Raw genomic sequence first — 21,368 nt, 5'->3', positions numbered from 1 at the left:
AGGAGTGCCATCAGATCAATCCTCACAGGGGGCTAGCCCCCTGTGAGCATTAATTCTGAGTTGCCCCTGTAGGCGCGCGGCCGAGGGCGGACAGGGCCCGCGGCCGTGAAGGCGGCCCGGACGGCGTTCAACCCGAAACCTGCCGGCGCCGTAACGACACGCTCTAGGCGACGGCGCATCGAATCAATAAAACGGCCTCCTCCCTCCGTAAACCTGACGCGTCAAGGCGTCAGCGTCACGCTGAGCATGGTTGCCAGGAGCTGGCGGCAACAGTGGCGAAAGGAGGAGGCGATAAGCATGGTTCTTACGTGCCTCCGGCAAGGCGAATTGGCGCCTCTGCTGACGATGTGGTTAGGAGATGGAAAGGCGCGGTGGGCAGAATTGGGCGGTTCGAGATCGCAGTTGCGGCCAAGGAGCCGTGGAAAATAGGAAGAGCAACTGGCGATTACGAGGCGGTCGTCGCGAAGGGCCATGACGTCTTTATGCGTTTGGCGGAGGCGGCCGGCCCCTACGGCATGTTGCTGGATCTGTTGAAACGCCACAAGTGGAACTACATAAAAGAGGCGGTCGCAAGGAAAAGGTCTGTAGACATCCTCAGAGAGGCTGTGAAAAACCCCCGCTCGGAGGATCCGGATCGAGTCTTGGCGTCGATGAAGATTTCGCTGGTAAGCGGCAACGGCGGCACGCTGATAGCCGCCTACTACGCCAACACCGCAGAGGAGGCAGTAGCCGCGGCCAACGCGTTAGAGACGTTGGGAATGCGGCCGAACGTGGTTAAGTCGAACAGGAAATACATGATATACGTCGGGCTCGGCGACATAAAGAAGAACAAACAACTAAGAGAAGCCGCCATGCGGTCCCTAATGGAAAAGATGAGAAGCGGCACGCCAAGGGAGAGGGAAATTGTAAGAAGAATTCGAAAGAAACCCCGATTTTTTCCAATGACCGACCATAAAACTGGAAGCGAAGAAATAGCGGGGCCCGGATTTGAACCGGGGACCTCGGGGTCTCACAGGGGTTGCCCCCTTATGAGCCCCGCGGCCTACCTGGCTGGCCTACCCCGCTTCCGGCCTCGCCGCCCCCAGTCCAGAGGCGGCCCATCGCCTACTTTTCCTCAGTTTAAAAGCTTTGCCCGCTTTAGGCCCGCGCCGCGGGCAGACGCTCGCAGTACCTGCCGAGGATCAGGTAAATCCCCCTCCTCTGCGGCCTTCCTCAGACGCTCCGCCGCATCCCTCGGCGCGAGCTCCACGGCGATCGCCTTTATGTATATCTTGGCCCCCGTGAGCCTCTCGGCGGCCTCCACCGACTTCCTGGGTTGCTCCAGAGGGTCCCTCGGCCTTCTCCGCGCTCCTAACGGCTACGGACACCTCGCCTACAACCAGAAGCTACGGGCAGAAGAGGTCGACCTCCTTGAAGCCGTCCACCGGCGGAGTCACGTTGATGCGGGCATCGCACCCGACGCCTCTCTCCCTGAGGACCGACCTGACGACCCTAGCCGCGAAGTACCCAAAGCCGCCGCCAGGAGCATCTCCTATTTCGGAGAGAGCCGCTATCATCCATCTGGCTAACCTAAACTGCCCCTCCCGCTTCTTGTAGTTCTCCCGCCAACGCCTCTCGTCTCCTCCCGCCGCCAATTCTCCTGCCACTGCTTTGCATCATCCTCCCAACGTCTCCTCAAGCTTGGAAGGCCCGCCCTCCCCATCGTGGAGATCCTCGTGGGCATGTGGAAGAAACCGAGGGCCCTCCCCCGGCGCCCTCGATGACGATGTAACCCCCGCCTAGGCAGAGGCGGCAGTCGACGGTCCCCAACCCGTCGGCGCGCTCAGCGGCCCTCTCGGCGAAAAGCCTGACCAACGGATTTCGACTATCTGCGGCTGGCCTCCCCGCACAGGCATAGAGGCCGTCTAGGGCTGGGCACGCCGTCTGTCAGCCTCCCTCCGACCAACGCGTAGGACCTGTCGGCGAGTCTACAGATGAGCTCCATGTCGTGCGTGGCCACCAACACGGCCGATCCGCGGCGTCTCAGCTCCTCGAGCAGCTCGACCACTCTCTCCGTCGACTCCTCGTCTAGATACGTCGTGGGCTCGTCCAGCAGGAGCAGGCTCGGCTCGTGCGCCGTGGCGGCGGCCAAGGAGACCAGCTTCTTCTGGCCTCCGCTGAGCTTGTAGGGCGGCTTGTCTAGGAGATGCGAAATGCCGAGCCTCTCGGCCATCGCCCTTGCCGCCTTGAGCCCGACGTCTGCCCCGTATATCCTCGCGGGGGTGTAGGCGATCTCGTCCAGCACGGTGTCGTTGAAGAACATGTCGTCGGGATTCTGGAAGGACACGCCGATGAGCCTTCTGGCCTTGGGCAGACTCCCCTCGTCCAGCCTTTCCCCCATCACGTACACGTCGCCTCTCCACGGCTTCAGAAGCCCGGCCAGGAGGAGCAGGAGGGTCGTCTTGCCGGAGCCCGTTGGGCCGTAGATGGCCACGACCTCGCCTTCGTCCACGGACAGATCCACGCCTCTAATCACGGGCTCGCCGAAATATCCGAACTCCAGACCCGACGCCCTAAGGACTTCTCGCCTCATACGCCATCCTCAAGGCCCTTCCCCTCTCTATGCCGTATATCAGCACATCGCCGATGGCCGCGGCGAATGCCCTCCTGTCGAACTGAGGCGTCCGCGCCTCCCTGGCCGCCGCCACGACGACCGCCGCCCTCCCCAAGGCGTATACTGAGGGCGGGAACAGCTCCAACATTCTGTATATAGGCCGCGGCAGAACGCGCCTAAACGCCCCCAGGAAACAGACCCAGCCGCAGTGGAGAAGACCTCCGGTGAAGACGGCGGCGGATGAGACGGCCCTCGAGACGAAGAGGGCCAGGTCGGCCTTGGCCGGAAGGAGGCCGAGCGCGGCGGGTAGGGACACGATGGCCGCGAAGAAGGCGGAGGTCCCCACCACCGCGAGCCACTCCTTGAGGCCGCGCCCGCCCCACGCCGCCAAGGCGCCGATTGCCACGAAGGCGGGGGCCAAGATCCAGACGGGCAGAAAGGCCGCCGTGATGGCTGCCGCTGTGAAAAAATAGGGGAGAGAGGGATGCGCCTCGCGGACCCTCTCGAAGGCCGCCACCGCCTTCGTTATCCCCTCAACTAGTTCTCTTAACACGGCCCCTCCTGCCCACCAACGCCATATAGAGCACAAGGTATATGGCGAGGCCTATAAACGCCGAGACTATATAGCCAGCCCAGTCGGGAAGCCCCGGCACTGTGTAGTCTATGAAGGGCGTCCAGTTCATCTGGTACCTAGTATCGTTGAGGATCGTGCGGTTGGCGGCCTGATTTATGAGGTCGGCAGCCACGTCGAGAGGCTCGTGGTAGTTTATCAAGTTGGCGAGCCAGACGCCGAAGATGGGCGAGATTAGCGCGAGGGCTATCAAGAGGGCGAGGAACCTCCTCGTCATAGCCTCACGTACTCGGGGGCCCTCTTGGAGAGGTAGAGCACCACGAAGCCGGTTATGGCGCCCTCCACGAGGCCCAGCAACGCGTGCCAGCCCGCCATCGCGGGGACGCTGATGGTCCAGCCGTAGGGGAACCAGGGGGATAGGCCTATCTCCAAGCCGGCGGCGGTCCCCGCGACGGTTATGCTGGCCCACCCGGCGACGAAGGCCGACCAAAAGACGCCGACGCGGGGCCTCAACGCCTTGTACGCGGCGTATCCCACGAGAGGCGCTATGACGCCCATGTTTATCACGTTTGCCCCCAGCGTTGTTACCCCTCCGTCGTGGAACACCAACGCCTGCACCAACAGAACCAACAGGAGGACGAAGAAGGCGTTGAAGGGGCCCACCAGTATCGCCGCCAGAGCCCCGCCCACCATGTGGAGGGAGGTCCCGCCCGGTATCGGCCAGTTGAGCATCTGGGCGACGAAAATCGCGGCGGCCAGGGAGAGCACCAGCTCCATGTATTTCTGCAGCTCGCTGTGCCTATAGGCGTAGTAGCCGTAGGCCAGCATTATGGCCCACGTAACGCCCGCCGAGATGGGATCGAGATATCCATCGGGTATATGCATGGAGTATTACATTTACTGGATTTAAAAAATATGTTTTCATTAACACGAAAAACCGAGTCCCCTCGGCGCCTCACTGTATGCGTAGCCCGGGGGCCGGGACGCGCGGGCCCACTGCGCTAGTCGAACAAGACTCTTTCCCGGAACGCCTCGCAGGCACGTCGTAGACCTCCTCTATCGCCTCCTCGGCGAAGATTTTCTCCACAGGCCTGCGGCGTGGATAGCGCCTTTCTTCATGAAGATGGCGTAGTCGGCGTATCTAACGCCGCGCTTAAGTCGTGTAGCACGACCGCCACGGCGACCTCCGTCGAGAGATCACGCATAAGCCACAGAACCGCAACTATCTTCACGTCTATGCTGCTAAATGTAGCTAATCAGCTCCTCGGCCCTCTGCTCTCCGCCCAGAAACTATGCCCACAGCTCTCAGAGCGTAGAACAGCTCCGTGGAGTTCATGCCGCCGACGGCTCCGTAGCTGACGGCTATCACCGGTATCTCGGTCTCGGCTTGGATCTAATCCGGCGTCGCTAGACCGGGGACGTTATTGTCACGTCAGGATGATTTTGAGGATAGCCCCGTAATCCATAATAAACTATAAACTGCCCAATAAAACCTGTGGTAATCGGCGTATTTAGCGAAATAGCGCCGGGGGGCTCGGCGAGGCCGTCGACGCGCCGTCTAGGCGCAGGCCCATGAAGGCCTATAGGATACACGCCGTGGGGATAGTCCAAGGCGTCGGATTTAGGCCGTACGTGAAGACTCTCGCGGATAGGCTCGGCGTGGGGGGCTACGTGAGGAACCTAGGCGGCGGCGAGGTGGAGATATTCGTCGAGGGCGAAAACGCCGACGCCTTCGTCGAGGCTTTGAGGAGGGAGAGGCCCAGGGCCATAGTCCTCGAGGAGCTTCTGGTGGAGGAGGCCCGGCCGATGGGGCACAGGGCCTTCGAGATCTTGAAGAGCGAGGAGCGGTCCCTCGCCCTCTCCAACATACCGCCCGACCTCGCCATATGCGACGACTGTCTGGCCGAGGTGCTGAGCGGCGACGAGAGGAGGAGGCTCTACCCATTCAACAGCTGTAGCTTCTGCGGCCCCCGCTTCTCGGTGATGCGCAGACTGCCCTACGACAGGGAGAACACCAGCTGGTCCGCGTTCCCCATGTGCGACAAGTGCAGAGAGGAGTACTCGAACCCGCGCGTGGGCGGTCTCAGGAGGTTTTTCTACCAAGGCATATCCTGTAGACGCGACGGGCCTAGGACGAGGCTCTTGGGCGCAGACGGCAGAGACGTCGCGGCAGAGGACCCCGTAGCGGAGGCTGCGCGGTTGATAGATAGGGGGCGTATCGTGGCTGTGAAGGGCATAGGGGGGTATCACGTATTCGCCAACGCCCGGAGGGACGACGTCGTGGCTGAGCTCAGGCGCAGAAAGAGGAGGCCGAGCCAGCCCTTCGCGGTCATGGCCCTCAACCTAGACGTGGCCAAGGCCCTGGCCGAGGTGGACGGGGAGGCCGCCGAGCTTTTGACCTCGCCCCAGAGGCCCATAGTGCTTCTGCCCAAGAGGGAGGACAGCCCCGTCTCTCCCCTGGTCTCCCCGGGCCTCGACAAGGAGGGCGTCTTCCTCCCCTACACGGCGCTCCAGTACCTCCTCCTATCTAGGACCGAGGACAAATTCGCCATAGCCACAAGCGGCAACGTGCACGGAGAGCCCATGTGCACGAGCCTTAGCTGCGTCCTCTCGAGGCTGGGGAATGTCGTGGACTACGTCCTCGACCACGACCTTGAGATAGTCCATAGAGTCGACGACAGCGTGGTCAGATTCACCAGGGGGGCCCCGGTCTTTCTCAGAAGGTCCAGGGGCTACGCCCCTGCGTGGATCAGAATACCCCGGAGGCTGAGGAGGCCGGCTGTCGCCTTCGGCGCGGATCTACAGACGGCGGGGGGCGTGGCCTTCGATGACAAGGCCGTCTTGACCCAATACATAGGCGATCTGGACAGCTTCGACGCGTTGCAAGATCTGGATAGAGAGTTGCGGTGGTTCCTCGAGGCGTACAAGCTTAAGGACTTCGTGCTGATCTGCGACGCGAACCCCGCCTACAACAGCACGAGGCTCTGCCTAGACTGGAGGGACGGGCTGGGCGCCGAGGCGTATACAGTGCAACACCACCACGCCCACGCCCTGTCGGCCGCAGCCGACGCGGGGCTCGACGAGCCCTTCGTGGCCATCGCCATAGACGGCGTGGGGTACGGGACCGACGGGATGGCTTGGGGCGGAGAGGTCTTGTTCGTGGAGGGGGCCCGCTTCGTCAGGGAGAGGCACCTCCCCTACGTCCCCATGCCTGGAGGCGACTTGGCTGCGCTGAGGCCTGGCAGAATGGCCGCCGCGTATTTCCACGCCGCCCTGGGGGAGATCCCCGACAGCCTCGCCGAGGCGCTGCCCGGCGGCGCCGCCGAGCTCGCCATTGTGGAGAGGGAGTTGAAAAATCCCAGGATATACACCTCAAGCGCCGGGAGGTTCCTCGACGCCGTAGCCGTGGCGTTGGGCATCGCACAGGAGAGGACGTACGAGGGGGAGCCCGCCATAAAGCTGGAAGCCGCCGCGAGGGGCGGGAGACTCCTCTCCCTAGACGCTGAGGATCAAGTGGAGCTCTTCACCGAGATAGTTGAGAGGATTGGATCCGCCCCGACGAGAGATTTGGCCTACACGGCCCAGCACAAGCTCGGCTCGATCCTCGGCAGATGGGCCTGCGAAGTTGCCGAGAGAAGGGGGACAAAGGCCGTGGCGGTATCCGGCGGAGCCGCCGTCAACGACATAATCATGTCTGCCGTGGCCGAGGAGGTCGAAGGTTGCGGCTTCGTCTTAAAGCAACAAAGAAGGGCGCCGCCGGGAGACGGCGGGATAGCCCTTGGGCAGATCTACTACGCCGCGTTGATGGAGTAAGCGCTACGCGAGCTCCCTGACGGCTTGCCTCCTGCCGGCCCTGGCCTCCTCGGCTATCTTCACGACGCGCCACATCTCCTCCTCTATCATCCTGGCTGCGGCCTCCGGGTCCTCCCCCGTCGAGGCGGCGAGCTCCCTCGCCATCTGCTTCCACATCTCGACGCTCTCCTTCAAGGTGGAGAGGTCCACCTTGGCTATGATGACCCCCGCGTGGACCATCACCAGATCCCCAGGCTGTAGCGCGGACTCCTCGATGCCTATTATCGCGGGCCTCTCCACGCCGTCGCCGGGATCGACCCAGGCGATGCCGCCCTCGATCTTGGTCACCACAGAGGGGACGGCCCAGCACATGGCTAAAACACGCCTACGGCTCTCGCTATCTCATCGGCGAGTCCGCCCCCGCCGAAGCGAGCCCAGATGGCGCAGGTCCCCTCCACGGACACCATACACGGCCCAATAGGCCTATCGGGAGTGCAGGCCTTCATGAACAGGGGGCAGTCGGTGGGCTTCGCCTTGCCTAGAGTCACCTCGGCGCATCTACAATTGGCGGGGAGGTCGTAGCGCCAAGTCTCGGGGGTTAGGTCGGATATCCCGAAGTAGGCGAAGGCGTCGTGCCTCCTGAACTCCTCCCTAAGGGCCAAGCCGCTCTTGGGGATATAGCCTATGCCCCTCCAGGCAGAGTCCACGGTCTCGAACACGGTCCTTATGGAGGACTGGGCCTTTAAATCTCCCTCCCAAGTCACCGCCCTCGTGTATTCTATCACCACCTTGTGCTCCCCCCTAGCCATCTGCCTCAATATCTCGGCTACAGCCGCCAACACGTCGTTGGGCTCGAAGCCCGCCACCACGACGGGTATCTGGAACTGCTCGGCCACGGGTTGCCAAGCCTTCCCGCCAACTATCGTCGAGACGTGGCCCGGCGCTATGACGCCCGAGATGGGGTAGTCCGTGGGCTTCTCCCTCACCACCTCCAGGGTGTAGAACATGGCCGGCGGGGTCAACTTGACGAGCGACATCAGCTTTAGGTGGTCCGGCACAAGGCCCTTGAGTATGGCCTCGGAATAGCCGGGCGCGACCGTCTCGAAGCCTATGCCCACGAAGAGGGAGTCCTTGTTGTGCTTCCTCGCGTCTATCACGGCGTGGAGGAAGGAGTGGACTACGCGCACATCGCCGCCGAGCGCCTTGGCCTCCGCCAGCGACCGAGCGCCCTTGACGGGCCTAAGCGCGGGGACCTTAAAGACGTCGCCGTAGGTGTAGACCACGACGCCTTCGAGAGCCAGCTTTATGGAGTGCTCTATGTAGTACGACGGCGTTACGCACACGGGGCAACCGGGCCCGGCGACCAGCTCCACGTTCCGGGCTCCCGCCTTCTCCAGGAGGCTCCTCAAGCCGAAGTGCACGATGGTCCACTCGTGCGTCCCGCAGAAGTCCATGACCTTGTAGACGTACCGCCCGTCCCTCTCCCTCAACTCCCGCGAGTACTTCTCGATGTTGTGGAGGAGGGTCGAGGTTATCGAGGTCTTGCGCCTGAAGGCGAGCTCCAGGGCCTCCATCTCCCTCTTCATCACTGGGCATTTCCAACAGTCGAGCGTAGGCGCTACGGGAAAATCCTGAGGCGTTGAGACGCAAGCCATGGGGCGTCCCGCGTCCACTAAAAAAATATCTTTTTCAAATGCCTGAAAAACCGGCGCCGCCGCAGACGAAATAGCCCACCAGAGAGTTCAAGAGATCCCCTATCCTCTTCATGTGGGACAACACGTATTGCCATCCGCCGCCCACCACCAGGTAGGCCATATATCGGCCCGTCCCCACAGGCGTCACCGAGACGTATATGCCCTCGCCCCCTTGAGGCTCGCCGCTCATGAGGACCAAGCCCGTCCTCACGAACTCTATGCCCGATATCGACACCTTCTCCTTCCTGCAGTCCTCGCCGGCGAGGCCGAAGGAGACGTGTAGCTCGGCCCTCGGAGGCTCGGGCATCGACAGCTCCATCAACGCCCTGGACACGTCGGCGATCCCTCTGTTGAGCAGGCCGTAGCCCTCGCTGAAGACTCCCAGAGCCCCCCTCTGTAGATCCGCCAGGAGGTAGACGATCCCCTCCTCGTAGACCCTCCTTGCGGCGTAGCCGCCGGGGAGGGGGTCCAGATAGACCGCGCCCTCCCTATAGCCCGCGCGGCCGATCTCGTAGCCGAGCCCCACGAGCCTCCCCAAAATGGCGGGGAGGTCCAGGCTGGAGCCGTAGACCAGCCAATAGATGTAGGATATGCCGTAGATCATGCCCCGAAATGTTTCTTGACGCTCTCGCGGAGATCCTCGAGGCTTCCGCCCGAGAGCTCCTTGGCTCTGCCGAGGTCCGTCAAGTTGCCGTAAAGCGCCGAGCCCAGAGCCCTCTTGAGCTCGCCCTCCAAAGGCTCCACCACGGGCCTAACCAGAGAGGCCCTCAGCTCCTCCAGCGGCTTCAAGAAGGGATCCACGACAGCCCTCTTCAGCTCCCCGAGGGCCTTCAGGAGCTCCGCGAGGTCACGTACGGAGGACACGTTTATAACACTCCTCAACGCCCTTTTTAACATCTCCCTCCACCTTCAGCTCGTAGCCGAATTCCGCCACCTTTCTCTTCAACTCGGAGACCGCCGCGGGGGCCGCCTCCACCGCCTCGCGCGACGCCGGCGCCAACGGCTCGAGGCTCTTGGGGCCCACCGCTATCAGATAAGCCTTGGGGTTTTTGCCCATGGCCCTCAGGTAGCCCACCAGGAGAGACGGCGGCGTCCTATGGGCGTCCACAAGCCTCGTCTCGGACACCGTGAGGGACCCCTCTATCCTCTCCACCGCCACGGCGCCTGGCGGCAGATTCGCGTCCACGTCGATGAACACCAGGACGTCGTAGTCGGCCAGATTGCCGAGTATCCCTATGCCGTGGGCGTTGCCGTCGAGGACGAAGGGGTTGAAAAGAGAGAGGTATTGGGCGAGGCAGGAGCCGAGGCCGTCGTCGCCGTATATGGGATTCCCCAGCCCTACAACGAGCAGGCGTTCCATATAACCTTCTCGATTACGTTGTAGACGCGGCCGCCCTCTCCCTTGGCCTCGAAATGCACGGCGCAGGCGAGGCAGGGGTCGAAGCTGCGGATCGCCCTGACGAAGTCGAGGCCTGTCCACTGGTCCGGCGGAACCTCCTCGGTGACCTTGCTGTTGACGACAGACATCTCGAAGGGACCTCTGCACTGCCCCTTCCACGGATCTGTGCATCTCGAGTTCTGCGGACTGACGTTGGGCGTCGTGGGGGCCTCGTACTGGTAGTTGGCGATCCTCCCGTTCTGTTGGACCAGCCAATGCATGCAGTTGCCTCTAGGCACTTGCCACCAGCCGAAGCTGTAGCTGAACGAGGGCCATCTCCCGAAGGACCACGGCCTCGAGGTCTGGGTCTTGCCGGCGTTGACGAGACTCAGGCCGTAGAGCAGATTGGCCCAGGCCAACGAGACCGCCATCGCCAGGTGGACCGCCCTGGCCAGAAGCCTCTCCATGGTGGTGGAGTAGTTCGGCAGATTCCACGTAATCGTCAATTCGCCGTAGGTCCCCTCGGGCAAGTCGGGGTTGACCGTGCCGCCCGGCAGATAGACCTTCAACTGGCTTCCGTTGGACTCCCAAGCCTTGTGGTTGTCGACCTGCACCGTGGCTGCGTGCAACGTGTCGAGCCACAGCTGGGCTATGGGCCCCGTCTCTATAGGCGCTATTCTGCCGTCCTTCAACAGGAGCCTGGGCTCCGCGGCCCAGGTGTACTTATCGGCGAAGTTTATCGCGCCGGGCTTCGGGATGGTGGTCCTATTCCACATGTGGTACTTGAAGAGCGGGTCGTTGCCGTACGCCAACGGCCTCCCCAAGGGATCCTCCTTGAGCCAGCCGTACGGAGGAGCCACGTCGGCCTTCACCCAGTCTTCGTAGAAGGAGGAGTCGGCGAACTCGAGGTAGCCCAGCTGGATCTCGGTGGGGTTGGGGCTATATATTTCGTGGCCTATGGCGAATCCCGGCTTCTCCCACCTGGCGTTATACGCATTGTCCAATAGGGAGTAGAGCTTCACCCAATCGCCGCCGGCCTCGTCGTATATATCGCTATACACCTCCGGGTCGTCCGACCAGCCGCTCGCCAACAACACGGGCGGATCGTGGGTCTTGCCCTGCGTCAACGCGTAGCTCTGGCCGTCGGGGGTGGAGACGTGGTCCCTGAAGAACTCGTAGAGGTCCTGCCATATGGCCCAGACGAACTTGACCCATGCCGTGAGGAGGGAGAGGCGGGTGTAGTACTCCTGGAGCAACGAAGCCAGGAGGGTTATGTCGGTCGATATGCCGCCGGGTATCAACGTGGAGGGGTGCGAGTGTCTGCCGTAGATCAACACGCCGGCTTCCCTCGCAATGCGTTGATGCTTCACCGTCAACTGCCATATCCTCCCCTGTATTGGGTTCAAGTCCCTCATTATGTCGGCGATAGTGCGGTAGCCGTGTATGCTGGAGTAGTTGGCGGGGGTCTGTTGCGCCGTCTGCCACACCGAGGGCGTCAGCTTGCTGACTATGGCCTCGCTGTAATCGGGCCCCTCGAGCATGTTGAGTATTATGGAGTGGTCGTAGGTGTAGTCAGTCATGGCGTAGGCCATGTTCCTCAAGACGTTGCCCATGGGGAGCGGGGTCATGCCGGCCGCGACGTCGCAGGCCCGCGTGGAGGCGTTGGCGTGGGCGGCGCCGCAGACTCCGCAGGTCCTGGAGGTTATGTGTATGGCGTCCTCCGGCGGCCTCCCCCTCAGGAAAACCTCGAAGCCGCGGAACATCATGACGGTCGTATGGGCGGTGGAGACGGCCCTAGCCGCGCTGTCTATCTCGGCGTAGAGCGCGAGGTGCCCCTCTATACGGGTTATGGGGTCTATCCAGAGCTTTATCGTAGACATATGGATGTCGCCTTCGGCTTGTTAAAAAACCTGTTTCCAAGCCCGTGAAAAAGTTATTGGGCTTGAGAGGTTTGTATACTCCAGAGCGGATGCTCCTCCCTCGCTATGCCCGACGGGATCTTCCCCTCGTGGAACATCCTGTTGTAGGGGAATATGTGCGGCATGAAGTGCGTGTACGTTAGATGCACCAACAACAGGAAGGAGACCGCCAACACGGCCTCCTTCGTGTGGAACAAGAAGGCCAGCCCGTCGAAGGCCGAGGGCCCGTATATCGCCATCAACGCGCCCGGTATGCCCAGTATGACTATACCCCAGTAGACGCCCCAGTACTCGAAGAGCTGCTCCGCGTCGTATTTATGGACCCATTGGGGCACCTTCCAGCTGGGCTTAGCCAGCCATATGGATCTGTGGACGAGATGTTTCACGAAGCCCCAAGTCCAGAGCCTCAGAAGGGGCCACCTCTCCATCACGGGCCTCCTCCTGATTATGTCTATCAGGATGCGGGTTCCGTAGTAGGCGAAGTGGGCTATGACGAGGACGCCCATGGCTATGCCGCTCCATACGTGGATTATTATCATCCACTGGACGGGGCCTGTCTGGGCCGGCCAGAGGAAGTAGGGCGGCGAAGCCGCTGCGTTGTACACGCCTGGTATATACCATTGGTGCCACTGGGGATTGTTCGCGAACATGGTCACGAAGCCCGTAAACGCGGTCAACACAAGCGTCACGAACATGGTTATGTGCTGCACCCTCTGCATGACGGACCACCTCTGCACCTTCGGCGTGTCCATAAGCTGCCTATAGCGTTGATAGTTGGCGGCGTAGACGGCGAAGTGGCCCAGCACCCAGTAGGAGCCGTATATCACGATAAGCGTTATGAGCAGATCGAAGGCGAGGCTCCAGAACAAGAGCTCGAACTGCAGGTCGAAGACCCTAATCCCGTAGGCGGCCACGTAGGACCAGAACTGCGGCCAGGTCTCGAGGAGAGAGGGGAGGACCAGGAAATATTCGACGACCCAGGTCAGGCCTACCGTTATCGCCGTGGCGATAAGGCTGCCTATTACTCTGCCGCTCCACGTCATTTCTTCTCCTCGGCCTTCTCGCCGCCCTTCTTCTCCGCCCTAGCCCTGGCGGAGGCCCACACGCCGCCTATAACGCCGGCGCCAGCTATGGCCGCGGCCGAGGCCACCGCCACCTTGGTGAGCGTGTCGACGCCTATGGGCGCGTAGGGCAGCTTGGCGTAGAACGGCTCGAAGGCGTCCGTGAAGCCGGGCTGGGTGCAGCCTATGCACACCGCCCCCGTTCTTGTGGGCCCTCCGACGCCGCCCACCCAACCCACCTTGTTCCACGGACAGTGCGAGACGGGGCCCTTGCAGCCCACTGCGTATAGGCATTTGCCGTCGCCCGCTCCGGGGTACGGCCTGAAGTCGCCTGCGGCGTACCAAGCCGCTCTGGGGCACTGCTCGTGCGTCGTCAGCTGGAAGATGAAGTTGGGCCTGGCGTATTCGTCGAGGAAGGTCTCGCGGCGCAACACGCTGATGTCCAGATATCCGGCCGCCACGAGGACCAACAACGCCAACGTGCGCATGATGCCGTTTCCGTTGGCGGGACAGCCGGGGACGGCCACGGCGGGCTTCACGGTCTTGAGGTCGGGCACGCCGCCCTCGTCTATATACCTGCGGAAGGGCTCCACCTCAGGCTGGAAATAGCTCTGGTGTATCGCGCCCTTTATCCCCCTGATCGGGTCGTCGAAGAAGCCTATGGCGCCCGTCGGCGATTGGGACCAAGTGGCGTACTGGAAGCCGGGCGGAGGCTCCAACACCTTGTTGGCCGGGATGCCTCCATAGGTGGCGCAGTTGCCCACCGCGACGACGGCGACGGCGTTGGGGAGGAGCTTCTTGAGCCATTCGGTGCAGGTGAGCTGGCCTATCTTGCAGTAATACCCGCCCTCGGCGCCTATGTTGGAGCCCGATATGCCGAACTCCTGCGGAAAGCTCCCCTCGAGGACTAGGACGTATTGACCGTATTCGCCGTTGGCCAGATCGGTGAGTATGGCGTCGGCGTTGCCGGGAGGCGGCTGTTGCGACACTATGGAGGCTAGATACGCGTCGTTGTTTACGTCGGCCGACGACGTCACGTGGTAGGCGCCCCACTGGGCCATGACGGTCTCGTGGAAGATGAGTCTGACGGTGCCGGGGCCGACCAGCGGCGTGGTGCCCAGCAGCACGTCGACCAACGAGGGGTCGGTGGCTTGAATTACCGACGTGGTGTTGCCGGCGCAGTCCTGCGCCTCGAGCCAGACCACGCCTATGTCGCCGCTCCTTATGGCCTCGCCTGCGGCCTTCGTCAAGGCGCTCCAGTTCAACGCAGCTAGGGCAGAGGCCAGCGCCGAGGCTTTCAGGAAATCACGCCTTTTTATCCGCATTGTGGTTGCTCTTGGCAACTCTTAAAAATGCGTTTTCAAAGACCTGAAAAACGCCTTGGCGTGGGGGCACTCGGGATAGAGCCTGAGGCACGTATCCCCACAGAGCTTGCAACGCGCCGCCACGATGCCTCCACCGCCTAGGATGAACGCAGATCCGTCGATCTCCACAACGCAGTCTCTACAGAACCGGAACAGCAGATCGACCGCCAGCCCCTCGACGGGTGTGCCCCGTAGCTCCTTCAGGGCCTCCAGCCCAACCAAGCCCACGGTATCGGCGAGAGACCCAATCGGGAGATCCGCGTCGCCCAGCCTCCTGCAGACGAAATCGAGGTACTCCCGCATCGCGGCCGCGGAGACGCCGTATTTCCTGGCCAATATATTAAGCGCAACGTCGTCGTGCAGAGCCAACAAGATGAGGCCCGCCTCCGTCATCCTCACGCGGCCGCCGTGATACTCCATATAGCCGCGCTCGGCGAGGCGGCGGACGATCCTCCACGTAGTGGCCAGAGGTATCGACGTCGACTTGTAGATATGGTAGAACCTAGGCGAGGCGAGCGCGGCCCTTAAGACCTCCAGCTCCCTCTCCTCCAGCCGCCTACACATGGCCCAGCAACTCGACGACCTTCTCGGCCATGCGCTCCGCGCACCTCTCCCCTCTGGCGACAGCCCTATGCCCGGCTCCGGGACGGGCGGCTCGCAATCCACCACATACGTCCTCCGCGCCGTGGGGCCCAAAACGCTGAGCCCGGTCAGGAGGTCTTGAAGCGATATACGGCCCTCCAGCGACGGGCGCAACGCGTCCGCCGCCTCCAGACTGTCCTTGAAGCCCTGGGGGCGGAATTCGTAAACGTCTATAGTCCCCGGCGGGCGGCCTCTCTGGATCGTGCCGATTAGTATCAACACGTCGTGGGGACGGCTCCTCAGCTCGTCGACCATGGCGAAGACGTCGCCCGATAGCTCGACCACCTCGTACCCCCTCTCCCTCAATATACGGCCCGCCTCGTAGCCTATGGAGCAGTCGCGTTTCAAAAAATACCCTATAGAGGCGATGAGGATCCGGCCGAACGGCATATAGGACAATTTTATTACCCCTTTTATTCTTTTCTTAGCATTTCTGCTTCTTTTTCAACTTAAAATAGAATTTATTAGTATAAATATGATGACTTAGATATGATATTTAAAAGAGAATGTATATTTATAATTTTCATATATATATTATATTATCAAAAATATTTTTCTACTATATTGCAATTTTAAAATTGTTAAAGTTTTAGTTTTTATGTAGAATTGAATACAATGTTAGCGACCTCCTCTATGGTCGTAAGCCTCAGCCTGTCCATGTCGGCGTCGTAGACGAGCAGTTGGTCTACGCCGTAGAGTATGTAATACCTCACTTCCGGATCGTGTATCACGCGGGGCATGAGCGAGCCGAACATGGACATGAGCTCGTTCGCCGCCACGGCGTAGCAGACCTCCCTCTTCTTCGAGGCGAGGCACTCCAGATACCTCTTCCTAATGCCCTTGAGGCCCTCCCTTATCATGTCTATCTTCAAATCCCTCGGAGTTATGCCGTCGTCCATCCTGAACACAGCCGGGAGCTACTGCTTTTATTTAAGGTATTTCTCGATTATATGAAAAGGATCAGTCTGGCTCTCGACGACAAGCTGTATAGGGAAATTGAAAATGCCATGTCCATGGTCGGCGAGACCAACAGGTCGCGGTTCATCGCCTCCATAGTGGCCGAGAAGATCTCGGAGATAGTCCAGAGGCCTATGGCCTCCATAATAGTCTACGTCTACGACCACGAAGTGGGGGAAGTGGCCAAGAACGTGACCGAGGTTCAGCATGAGTTCAGGGACGTGATTAGGGCGTCCACCCACATCCATCTAGACGATAGGAACTGCCTAGAGGTGGTCCACGCGCTGGGCGACAGCGATAGGATAAGGGAGCTGGTGACCAGGATATCGAGGATAGGGAGGGGGCTCAAGCATCTGAGGGTGGTCAACATACCCCAGCTCGCCGAGGGGTAGGGGCCGCTGTTTTCGGCAACGCGGAAAATCCCTTTTTAAACACGGCTCGGGCCAACATATGCACGAGTGGTCCCTGGCGCTGTCCTTGGTGCAGACCCTCGACCGCTGGGCCCTCGAGAGGGGCGTGCAGATCAGACGCGTCGTCCTCTCGGTCCCGTCGCCGGCACAGCTCGACGTGTCCATACTAACCGAGGCCTTCGACGCCCTCAAGAGGGAGTCCAGGCTGGAGGGAGCCAGGCTGGACGTCAAGGTCAGATCTCCGCGGTATCGCTGTAGGGCGTGCGGCTACGAGTTCGGGCAGGAGGAGGTCGACGCGCAGATAGGGCGGTTGATGGGGCAGTACGGCGAGGAGTACCCCCTGCATCTGATCCCGGAGCTCCTCCCTACGTTCGTCAAATGCCCTAGATGCGGCTCCCACGACATCGAGGCGGAGCTCTCCATAAAGGTGGACGAGGTGGAGACGGCATGAGGCCCCTCTTGGAGATCGCCAGGGAGAGGCTGAGGCGGAGGAGGGTCGTCGCCGTGATGAGCGGGAAGGGCGGCGTGGGGAAGAGCGTAGTGGCGGCTCTGGCGGCGCTCGCCAGGCCGGGCTCGGCCCTCGTGGATCTCGACCTAGAGGGCATGTCCGCGCCGAGGCTCTTCGGGCTGTCGGGGAGGCTGCACGAGGTCGGCAAGGAGGGGATAGAGCCGCTGGAGGCGGGGGGAGTCAAGGTGTTCTCGCTGGGGGGCATAGTGGGGGATAGATACGTGGTCCTGCCCGGCTACGGGCAGGCGGGGGCCGTCGAGGCGCTTCTGGCCTTCGCGAAGCTCGGCGACTCGGACCCGGTCGTCGTGGACATGCCGCCGGGCATGGGCGAGGAGCTGTTGGCCCTGGGCAGGGTCGCGGACTTCCTCCCAGTGCTGGTCGCCACGCCCTCCAGGGCCTCCTACGGCGTCGTCAAGCACCTGGCCGAGTACCTCGCGGAGATGGGCAAGAGGCCGGCGGCGGTGGTGCTCAACATGGCCTACGTCGACTGCGGCGGATCGAGGATCTACCCGTTCGGCCGCGGCGAGGATGCCAGGAGGCTCGCCGAGAGCGTCGGGGCGCCCGTCCACGAGGCGCCGATAGACCCCTCCCTGGAGGACTACGTCGGGAGGATCCACGAGTACCGAGGCCCCGTCGCCGATGTCGTTAGGCGGATGGTCGAAGGCCTCTGAGGCCGCGGGGGAGCGGGCATGGAGGACCTCCTGAGGGAGGTCTACAGCGAGGAGCGCGTGGTCCCCCCTCTCTTTAAGTACAAGGCCATATCCCCTGCCCAATACGCGCGGATCTACAGGGAGAGCCTAACTCCGGAGTTCTGGGCCGGCGAGGCGGCCCAGCTGCTGTGGGAGAGGCGGTGGACCAAGGCCCTGGAGGGGGAGCCGCCGGCAGTCAGGTGGTTCCCGGACGGCCTCTTGAGCCCGTACCGCAACGTCGTGGGGAGGCACGAGGGGACCTGGATCTGGGAGAAGCCCGCCTTGATCTGGAGGGGGGAGGAGGGGGTGACGAGGGTCTTCACCTATTCGGACCTAGACGCCATGGCCAAGTCGTATTCAGGCGTCCTCAAGGCGTTGGGTGTGGGGAGGGGGGATTGGGTTGTGTTCTACGCCCCGCCGACGCCGGAGGTGGTGGCGTTGATGCTCGCGGCCGTGCGGCTGGGCGCCCCCATAGAGCCGGTCTTCACGGGCTTCGGCTACGGCGACCTCGCGGCTCGTGTAGACGACACGAGGCCTAGGCTGTTGGTGACCGTGGACGCCTTTCCGCGGAGGGGGAGGCCGATTAAGGTGAAGGAGGCAGTGGACAAGGCGTTGGGGCTGGCCAAATGGAAGCCGAAGGTCTTGGTGGTGGAGAGGATGGGAGTGGACGTGGGGCTCGTCGAGGGGAGGGACCACCGCCTCGGGGACGTGAGGCCGGAGCCCGCCGAGGAGGCCGTGGTGGAGTCCGCACATCCCCTCTTCGGCCTACATGTGGGCTACGACGGGGGGCTGGGCCTCGTGGTCCACGGAGCCGGCGGCTACCTGACGCAGACCTACGCAACGACGAGGTGGATAGGCCTCAGGCCCCGCGACACCTACTTCTGCACGGTTCTGCCGGGGTGGATAACAGGCGTTACCTACGTCCTCTTCGGCCCGTTTATGGTGGGATCCGCCGTGGTGATCTACGAGGGAGGGCCCGACTACCCCGGCTGGGACGTCTGGTGGAGCATAATGGAGGACTACGCGGTGACGGTGTTTTTGACCACGGCGGGCGCCCTGAGGGTCCTGTCGAGGCAGGACCCGGAGATGCTCAGGGAGCACAACCTGGACACGCTCAAGCTCATATTGACCACGGCCGAGCCCATGGAGGTCAAGTACTGGAAGTGGGCGTACCACCTGGTCGGCACGGGCACGGTCCCCTCCATAGACTCCCTTCCCGAGAAGCTCAGCGGGAGGATACCCGTCATCCACATGTTCATACAGACCGAGCTGGGCACGTTCGCCACGGGGAGCCTGCCCAACTACACCTTCGTCCCCATCGCGCCGGGCTCGGCCGGCCCCCCGATGCCGGGCTTCCACATCGATGTGGTCGACGGGGAGGGGAACCCCGTGAGGGGGAGGCCAGGCCAGCTGGTCGTGAAGTCGCCTTGGCCCGCGATGCCCGTCCAATACCCGCGGTGGTATGCCGAGAGGTGGAGAGGCGGCGTCTACTACGCTGGCGACTACGCGGTCATGGCCGACGACATGAACATATTCCCTCTGGGGAGGTCCGATACGGTGATGAAGGTGAACGGCTACCGCATAACGCCGGAGGCCTTGGAGAGGGCCGCGGAGGCCGCGCCGGGCGTCAAGAGGGCCGTGGCCTTCGGCGTGCGCGACCTCCAGAAATTCGAGACGCCTGTGGTCGTGGTGGCGGGCGACGTCCAGCCCGACGAGCTGAGGAGGAGGATCAGAGAGTACGTGGGCGCTATAGCGGAGCCCGCCAAGATAGTAGCCCTGGAGGCGATGCCCGACGCGCCGAAGCCCGAGCTCAGAGCCGCGTTGAAGGCGTATCTCTGGAGGGGAGCCGCGGCGGACGGCCCGCTGCGCGGCTGGGTCGAGGAGGTGGCGCGTAGGCTCAGATGAGCCGGCCGCCGCTCCACCTCAACTGCCCGCCGCTCGGGGATCGGGGCCCCGCCGCTAAGGCGGCGCGGAGAGCCGCGAAACTAATTTAAGGAAGGCCTCGCCCGAGGCCATGGAGGGCGTGGTCAGACTCGCGCACGGCTCGGGGGGCGTCGAGACGTCCCAGATCCTGGAGGCCCTCGTCTTCTCGCGCCTCGAGGAGAGGCTGAAGCGGGTCGAGGGCGGGGTCGGCATAGATTTCCCCGACGACGCCGCGGCGATCCCCATCGGCGATGGGCGCTATCTAGTGGTCACGATAGACTCCTACACGGTCAATCCGCCTTTCTTCCCCGGCGGCGACATCGGCGTTCTGGCGGCGTCCGGTAGCATAAACGACGTCCTCATGATGGGCGGGAGGCCCATCGCCATGCTGGACGCCATAGTGGTGGAGGAGGGGTTCCCCATGGAGGACCTCCGCAGAATCGTGGACTCGATGCTGCGGGTGCTACGGGAGGAGGGCGTGGCGTTGATAGGCGGGGACTTCAAGGTGATGCCCAAGGGCCAGCTGGACAAGATCGCGATCGCGACTGTGGGAATCGGCGTCGCGGAGAGGCCCATCGTCGACAGGCCGAAGCCGGGCGATAGGATCATCGTGAGCGGCTTCCTCGGCGACCACGGCGCCGTGATACTGGCCAGGCAGATGGGCATAGCGGAGGAGGGCGCCGGCGGAGGCCTCACGAGCGACGTAAGGCCCTTGACCAAGCTCATGATCCCCCTGGTGGAGAAATACGGCGAGCGCGTACACGCGGCGCGCGACCCCACGAGGGGAGGGCTCGCCATGGTCCTAAACGACTGGGCCAAGGCGTCGGGGACCGTTATAGTGGTGGAGGAGGCGGCCGTGCCCATCAGGCCGCAGGTGGCGGCCTACGCCAACATGCTCGGCATAGACCCCCTGGCCCTCGCCAGCGAGGGCGCGGCCGTGTTGGCCGTGGATCCCGACGTAGCCGACGATGTGGTGGAGCACATGAGGAGGCTCGGCTTCGGGAACGCCGCCGCGATAGGCGAGGTGAAGGAGGCGGAGAAGTATAGGGGATACGTCCTCCTCAAGACTTTGGTGGGCGGGCTCAGGATCCTGGAGGCGCCCAGAGGCGACCTCGTGCCCAGGATATGTTGAGGTTCAGGGGGGTGGATCTGTGGAGGGCGGGCGGAGCGGCCGGGGCAGCCGTGAGAAGCTCGGGCAAAACCCTCTGCATAGACGCGTTGAACACGGCGGGCTGCGACTATCTGCTCTACACCCACAGCCACGTGGGGCACTTCCCAGGAGGGGTGGACGCGTTCTATTCCCCATTCGGCGGGACGATAGTGAAGCCGGGGGACGTCCTGGAGCTAGGGCCCTTCAGAGTGTCGGCGGTCCACGCCTACAACATAACCAAGGCTAAGGACGGCAGGCCCATACACCCCAAGGGCTTCGGGGTCGGCTACGTGGTGGAGGCCGGCGGGGTCAGGCTGTACCACATGGGCGACACCGACCTGGTCAGAGAGGTCGCGGAGGTCAGGGACGTGGACGTGCTCCTGGCCCCCGTAGGGGGAGGCTCCGTCATGACGCCCGAGGAGGCGGCGGACGCCGTCATGTTGCTGAGGCCCAAGATAGCCGTGCCGATGCACTACACCGACAAGAGGCACTACGTCAAGTTCAGAGACGTGGCGCATCCATACGCCAACGTCGTAGCCCTGCACCAGCCGCCCTGACAGGCCCGAGCCGCCGACTACGCGCGGCGCGAGGCCCCCGGCCCAGGCGCCGAAGAGGCCGCGACGGCCGCTACATTTATTTCCATGCGTCCCAAATCCCGTGGCCGAGATCTTCGCGGAGCGCGAGAGGGAGGCCAGGGAGTTGAGGAGGAGGGAGGCC

24 protein-coding genes and 1 tRNA gene are annotated in these 21,368 nt (G+C 62.6%); 7 read left to right on the top strand and 18 right to left on the bottom strand.

Annotated elements, in window-relative coordinates:
• Nucleotides 1–972: 972 nt before the first annotated feature.
• The 8 genes from B7L68_RS06570 to B7L68_RS09035 form a co-directional block, all read right to left on the bottom strand.
• Nucleotides 973–1,065, bottom strand: a tRNA-Met gene (locus B7L68_RS06570).
• Between the two features lie 49 nt (nt 1,066–1,114).
• Nucleotides 1,115–1,303, bottom strand: coding sequence for a hypothetical protein (locus B7L68_RS06565; protein WP_081246883.1), 189 nt, complete (start codon nt 1,301–1,303; stop codon nt 1,115–1,117).
• 82 nt (nt 1,304–1,385) lie between these two features.
• Complete coding sequence (locus tag B7L68_RS06560; protein WP_081246882.1) at nt 1,386–1,646, bottom strand: hypothetical protein; 261 nt, start codon at nt 1,644–1,646, stop codon at nt 1,386–1,388.
• A 218-nt stretch (nt 1,647–1,864) separates the two neighbouring features.
• Nucleotides 1,865–2,572: an energy-coupling factor ABC transporter ATP-binding protein gene (locus B7L68_RS06555; protein ID WP_081246881.1), complete on the bottom strand. Its 708-nt coding sequence runs from the start codon at nt 2,570–2,572 to the stop codon at nt 1,865–1,867.
• A complete protein-coding gene (locus B7L68_RS06550; protein ID WP_081246880.1) occupies nt 2,553–3,146 on the bottom strand; it encodes a cobalt transporter in 594 nt (197 codons plus the stop codon). The genes B7L68_RS06555 and B7L68_RS06550 overlap by 20 nt, the downstream gene beginning before the upstream one ends.
• Nucleotides 3,127–3,441: a PDGLE domain-containing protein gene (locus B7L68_RS06545; protein ID WP_081246879.1), complete on the bottom strand. Its 315-nt coding sequence runs from the start codon at nt 3,439–3,441 to the stop codon at nt 3,127–3,129. Before B7L68_RS06545 ends, B7L68_RS06550 begins: the two co-directional genes overlap by 20 nt.
• Nucleotides 3,438–4,049 carry an energy-coupling factor ABC transporter permease gene (locus tag B7L68_RS06540; RefSeq protein WP_081246878.1) on the bottom strand — a complete coding sequence of 204 codons (612 nt, stop codon included), beginning with the start codon at nt 4,047–4,049 and terminating at the stop codon, nt 3,438–3,440. Before B7L68_RS06540 ends, B7L68_RS06545 begins: the two co-directional genes overlap by 4 nt.
• Nucleotides 4,050–4,119: 70 nt before the next feature.
• Complete coding sequence (locus B7L68_RS09035; RefSeq protein ID WP_255408307.1) at nt 4,120–4,251, bottom strand: hypothetical protein; 132 nt, start codon at nt 4,249–4,251, stop codon at nt 4,120–4,122.
• 485 nt (nt 4,252–4,736) lie between these two features.
• On the opposite strand from B7L68_RS09035, the gene hypF reads away from it, so the two are divergent.
• Entirely contained in the window at nt 4,737–6,977 is a 2,241-nt protein-coding gene (gene hypF, locus B7L68_RS06535; RefSeq protein WP_081246877.1) for a carbamoyltransferase HypF, read from the top strand.
• 3 nt (nt 6,978–6,980) lie between these two features.
• On the opposite strand, the gene B7L68_RS06530 is transcribed toward hypF, so the two are convergent.
• The 10 genes from B7L68_RS06530 to B7L68_RS06480 all read right to left on the bottom strand — a co-directional run bounded on the left by B7L68_RS06530 (nt 6,981) and on the right by B7L68_RS06480 (nt 15,913).
• The gene (locus tag B7L68_RS06530; RefSeq protein ID WP_081246876.1) at nt 6,981–7,328 is read right to left on the bottom strand and encodes a HypC/HybG/HupF family hydrogenase formation chaperone; all 348 of its coding nucleotides are present in this window, start codon (nt 7,326–7,328) and stop codon (nt 6,981–6,983) included.
• Between the two features lie 2 nt (nt 7,329–7,330).
• On the bottom strand, nt 7,331–8,611 hold the full coding sequence (gene hypD / locus B7L68_RS06525) for a hydrogenase formation protein HypD (protein ID WP_081246875.1): 1,281 nt from the start codon (nt 8,609–8,611) through the stop codon (nt 7,331–7,333).
• 34 nt (nt 8,612–8,645) lie between these two features.
• Nucleotides 8,646–9,254 (bottom strand): hypothetical protein, encoded by a 609-nt coding sequence (locus B7L68_RS06520; RefSeq protein ID WP_193432481.1) that lies wholly within the window; start codon nt 9,252–9,254, stop codon nt 8,646–8,648.
• The gene (locus B7L68_RS06515) at nt 9,251–9,514 is read right to left on the bottom strand and encodes a hypothetical protein (protein ID WP_238136362.1); all 264 of its coding nucleotides are present in this window, start codon (nt 9,512–9,514) and stop codon (nt 9,251–9,253) included. The genes B7L68_RS06520 and B7L68_RS06515 overlap by 4 nt, the downstream gene beginning before the upstream one ends.
• Entirely contained in the window at nt 9,498–10,010 is a 513-nt protein-coding gene (locus B7L68_RS06510; protein WP_081246873.1) for a hydrogenase maturation protease, read from the bottom strand. Before B7L68_RS06510 ends, B7L68_RS06515 begins: the two co-directional genes overlap by 17 nt.
• The gene (locus tag B7L68_RS06505; protein WP_081246872.1) at nt 9,989–11,908 is read right to left on the bottom strand and encodes a nickel-dependent hydrogenase large subunit; all 1,920 of its coding nucleotides are present in this window, start codon (nt 11,906–11,908) and stop codon (nt 9,989–9,991) included. Before B7L68_RS06505 ends, B7L68_RS06510 begins: the two co-directional genes overlap by 22 nt.
• 53 nt (nt 11,909–11,961) lie before the next feature.
• Nucleotides 11,962–12,990 carry a hydrogenase cytochrome b subunit gene (locus B7L68_RS06500; RefSeq protein WP_081246871.1) on the bottom strand — a complete coding sequence of 343 codons (1,029 nt, stop codon included), beginning with the start codon at nt 12,988–12,990 and terminating at the stop codon, nt 11,962–11,964.
• The gene (locus B7L68_RS06495; protein WP_081246870.1) at nt 12,987–14,333 is read right to left on the bottom strand and encodes a twin-arginine translocation signal domain-containing protein; all 1,347 of its coding nucleotides are present in this window, start codon (nt 14,331–14,333) and stop codon (nt 12,987–12,989) included. The genes B7L68_RS06500 and B7L68_RS06495 overlap by 4 nt, the downstream gene beginning before the upstream one ends.
• 21 nt (nt 14,334–14,354) lie before the next feature.
• On the bottom strand, nt 14,355–15,404 hold the full coding sequence (locus B7L68_RS08970) for a hypothetical protein (protein WP_238136361.1): 1,050 nt from the start codon (nt 15,402–15,404) through the stop codon (nt 14,355–14,357).
• Between the two features lie 206 nt (nt 15,405–15,610).
• Nucleotides 15,611–15,913: a hypothetical protein gene (locus B7L68_RS06480; RefSeq protein ID WP_081246885.1), complete on the bottom strand. Its 303-nt coding sequence runs from the start codon at nt 15,911–15,913 to the stop codon at nt 15,611–15,613.
• Nucleotides 15,914–15,964: 51 nt separating this feature from the next.
• On the opposite strand from B7L68_RS06480, the gene B7L68_RS06475 reads away from it, so the two are divergent.
• The 6 genes from B7L68_RS06475 (at nt 15,965) to B7L68_RS06450 (ending at nt 21,208) form a co-directional block, all read left to right on the top strand.
• Nucleotides 15,965–16,363 carry a CopG family ribbon-helix-helix protein gene (locus B7L68_RS06475; protein WP_081246869.1) on the top strand — a complete coding sequence of 133 codons (399 nt, stop codon included), beginning with the start codon at nt 15,965–15,967 and terminating at the stop codon, nt 16,361–16,363.
• A 58-nt stretch (nt 16,364–16,421) separates the two neighbouring features.
• A complete protein-coding gene (locus tag B7L68_RS06470) occupies nt 16,422–16,832 on the top strand; it encodes a hydrogenase maturation nickel metallochaperone HypA (protein WP_081246868.1) in 411 nt (136 codons plus the stop codon).
• Nucleotides 16,829–17,560: a P-loop NTPase gene (locus B7L68_RS06465; protein ID WP_081246867.1), complete on the top strand. Its 732-nt coding sequence runs from the start codon at nt 16,829–16,831 to the stop codon at nt 17,558–17,560. The genes B7L68_RS06470 and B7L68_RS06465 overlap by 4 nt, the downstream gene beginning before the upstream one ends.
• 18 nt (nt 17,561–17,578) lie before the next feature.
• Nucleotides 17,579–19,483: an AMP-binding protein gene (locus B7L68_RS06460; RefSeq protein WP_081246866.1), complete on the top strand. Its 1,905-nt coding sequence runs from the start codon at nt 17,579–17,581 to the stop codon at nt 19,481–19,483.
• 109 nt (nt 19,484–19,592) lie between these two features.
• Nucleotides 19,593–20,633: a hydrogenase expression/formation protein HypE gene (hypE, locus tag B7L68_RS06455; RefSeq protein WP_081246865.1), complete on the top strand. Its 1,041-nt coding sequence runs from the start codon at nt 19,593–19,595 to the stop codon at nt 20,631–20,633.
• Entirely contained in the window at nt 20,627–21,208 is a 582-nt protein-coding gene (locus B7L68_RS06450) for an MBL fold metallo-hydrolase (protein WP_081246864.1), read from the top strand. Before hypE ends, B7L68_RS06450 begins: the two co-directional genes overlap by 7 nt.
• The last annotated feature ends 160 nt before the right edge of the window (nt 21,209–21,368 follow it).

This window comes from Thermoproteus sp. CP80, assembly GCF_002077075.2.
GTDB lineage: Archaea > Thermoproteota > Thermoprotei > Thermoproteales > Thermoproteaceae > Thermoproteus.
This window is presented reverse-complemented; position numbering and strand designations above follow the sequence as displayed.

Coding starts and splice junctions, on each gene's coding strand:
- B7L68_RS06555 (WP_081246881.1), bottom strand. CDS start 2,572: ATGAGGCGAGAAGTCCTTAGGGCGTCGGGTCTGGAGTTCGGATATTTC.
- B7L68_RS06545 (WP_081246879.1), bottom strand. CDS start 3,441: ATGACGAGGAGGTTCCTCGCCCTCTTGATAGCCCTCGCGCTAATCTCG.
- B7L68_RS06540 (WP_081246878.1), bottom strand. CDS start 4,049: ATGCATATACCCGATGGATATCTCGATCCCATCTCGGCGGGCGTTACG.
- hypF (WP_081246877.1), top strand. CDS start 4,737: ATGAAGGCCTATAGGATACACGCCGTGGGGATAGTCCAAGGCGTCGGA.
- B7L68_RS06530 (WP_081246876.1), bottom strand. CDS start 7,328: ATGTGCTGGGCCGTCCCCTCTGTGGTGACCAAGATCGAGGGCGGCATC.
- hypD (WP_081246875.1), bottom strand. CDS start 8,611: ATGGCTTGCGTCTCAACGCCTCAGGATTTTCCCGTAGCGCCTACGCTC.
- B7L68_RS06520 (WP_193432481.1), bottom strand. CDS start 9,254: ATGATCTACGGCATATCCTACATCTATTGGCTGGTCTACGGCTCCAGC.
- B7L68_RS06510 (WP_081246873.1), bottom strand. CDS start 10,010: ATGGAACGCCTGCTCGTTGTAGGGCTGGGGAATCCCATATACGGCGAC.
- B7L68_RS06505 (WP_081246872.1), bottom strand. CDS start 11,908: ATGTCTACGATAAAGCTCTGGATAGACCCCATAACCCGTATAGAGGGG.
- B7L68_RS06500 (WP_081246871.1), bottom strand. CDS start 12,990: ATGACGTGGAGCGGCAGAGTAATAGGCAGCCTTATCGCCACGGCGATA.
- B7L68_RS06495 (WP_081246870.1), bottom strand. CDS start 14,333: ATGCGGATAAAAAGGCGTGATTTCCTGAAAGCCTCGGCGCTGGCCTCT.
- B7L68_RS08970 (WP_238136361.1), bottom strand. CDS start 15,404: ATGCCGTTCGGCCGGATCCTCATCGCCTCTATAGGGTATTTTTTGAAA.
- B7L68_RS06480 (WP_081246885.1), bottom strand. CDS start 15,913: ATGGACGACGGCATAACTCCGAGGGATTTGAAGATAGACATGATAAGG.
- B7L68_RS06475 (WP_081246869.1), top strand. CDS start 15,965: ATGAAAAGGATCAGTCTGGCTCTCGACGACAAGCTGTATAGGGAAATT.
- B7L68_RS06470 (WP_081246868.1), top strand. CDS start 16,422: ATGCACGAGTGGTCCCTGGCGCTGTCCTTGGTGCAGACCCTCGACCGC.
- B7L68_RS06465 (WP_081246867.1), top strand. CDS start 16,829: ATGAGGCCCCTCTTGGAGATCGCCAGGGAGAGGCTGAGGCGGAGGAGG.
- B7L68_RS06460 (WP_081246866.1), top strand. CDS start 17,579: ATGGAGGACCTCCTGAGGGAGGTCTACAGCGAGGAGCGCGTGGTCCCC.
- hypE (WP_081246865.1), top strand. CDS start 19,593: ATGGAGGGCGTGGTCAGACTCGCGCACGGCTCGGGGGGCGTCGAGACG.
- B7L68_RS06450 (WP_081246864.1), top strand. CDS start 20,627: ATGTTGAGGTTCAGGGGGGTGGATCTGTGGAGGGCGGGCGGAGCGGCC.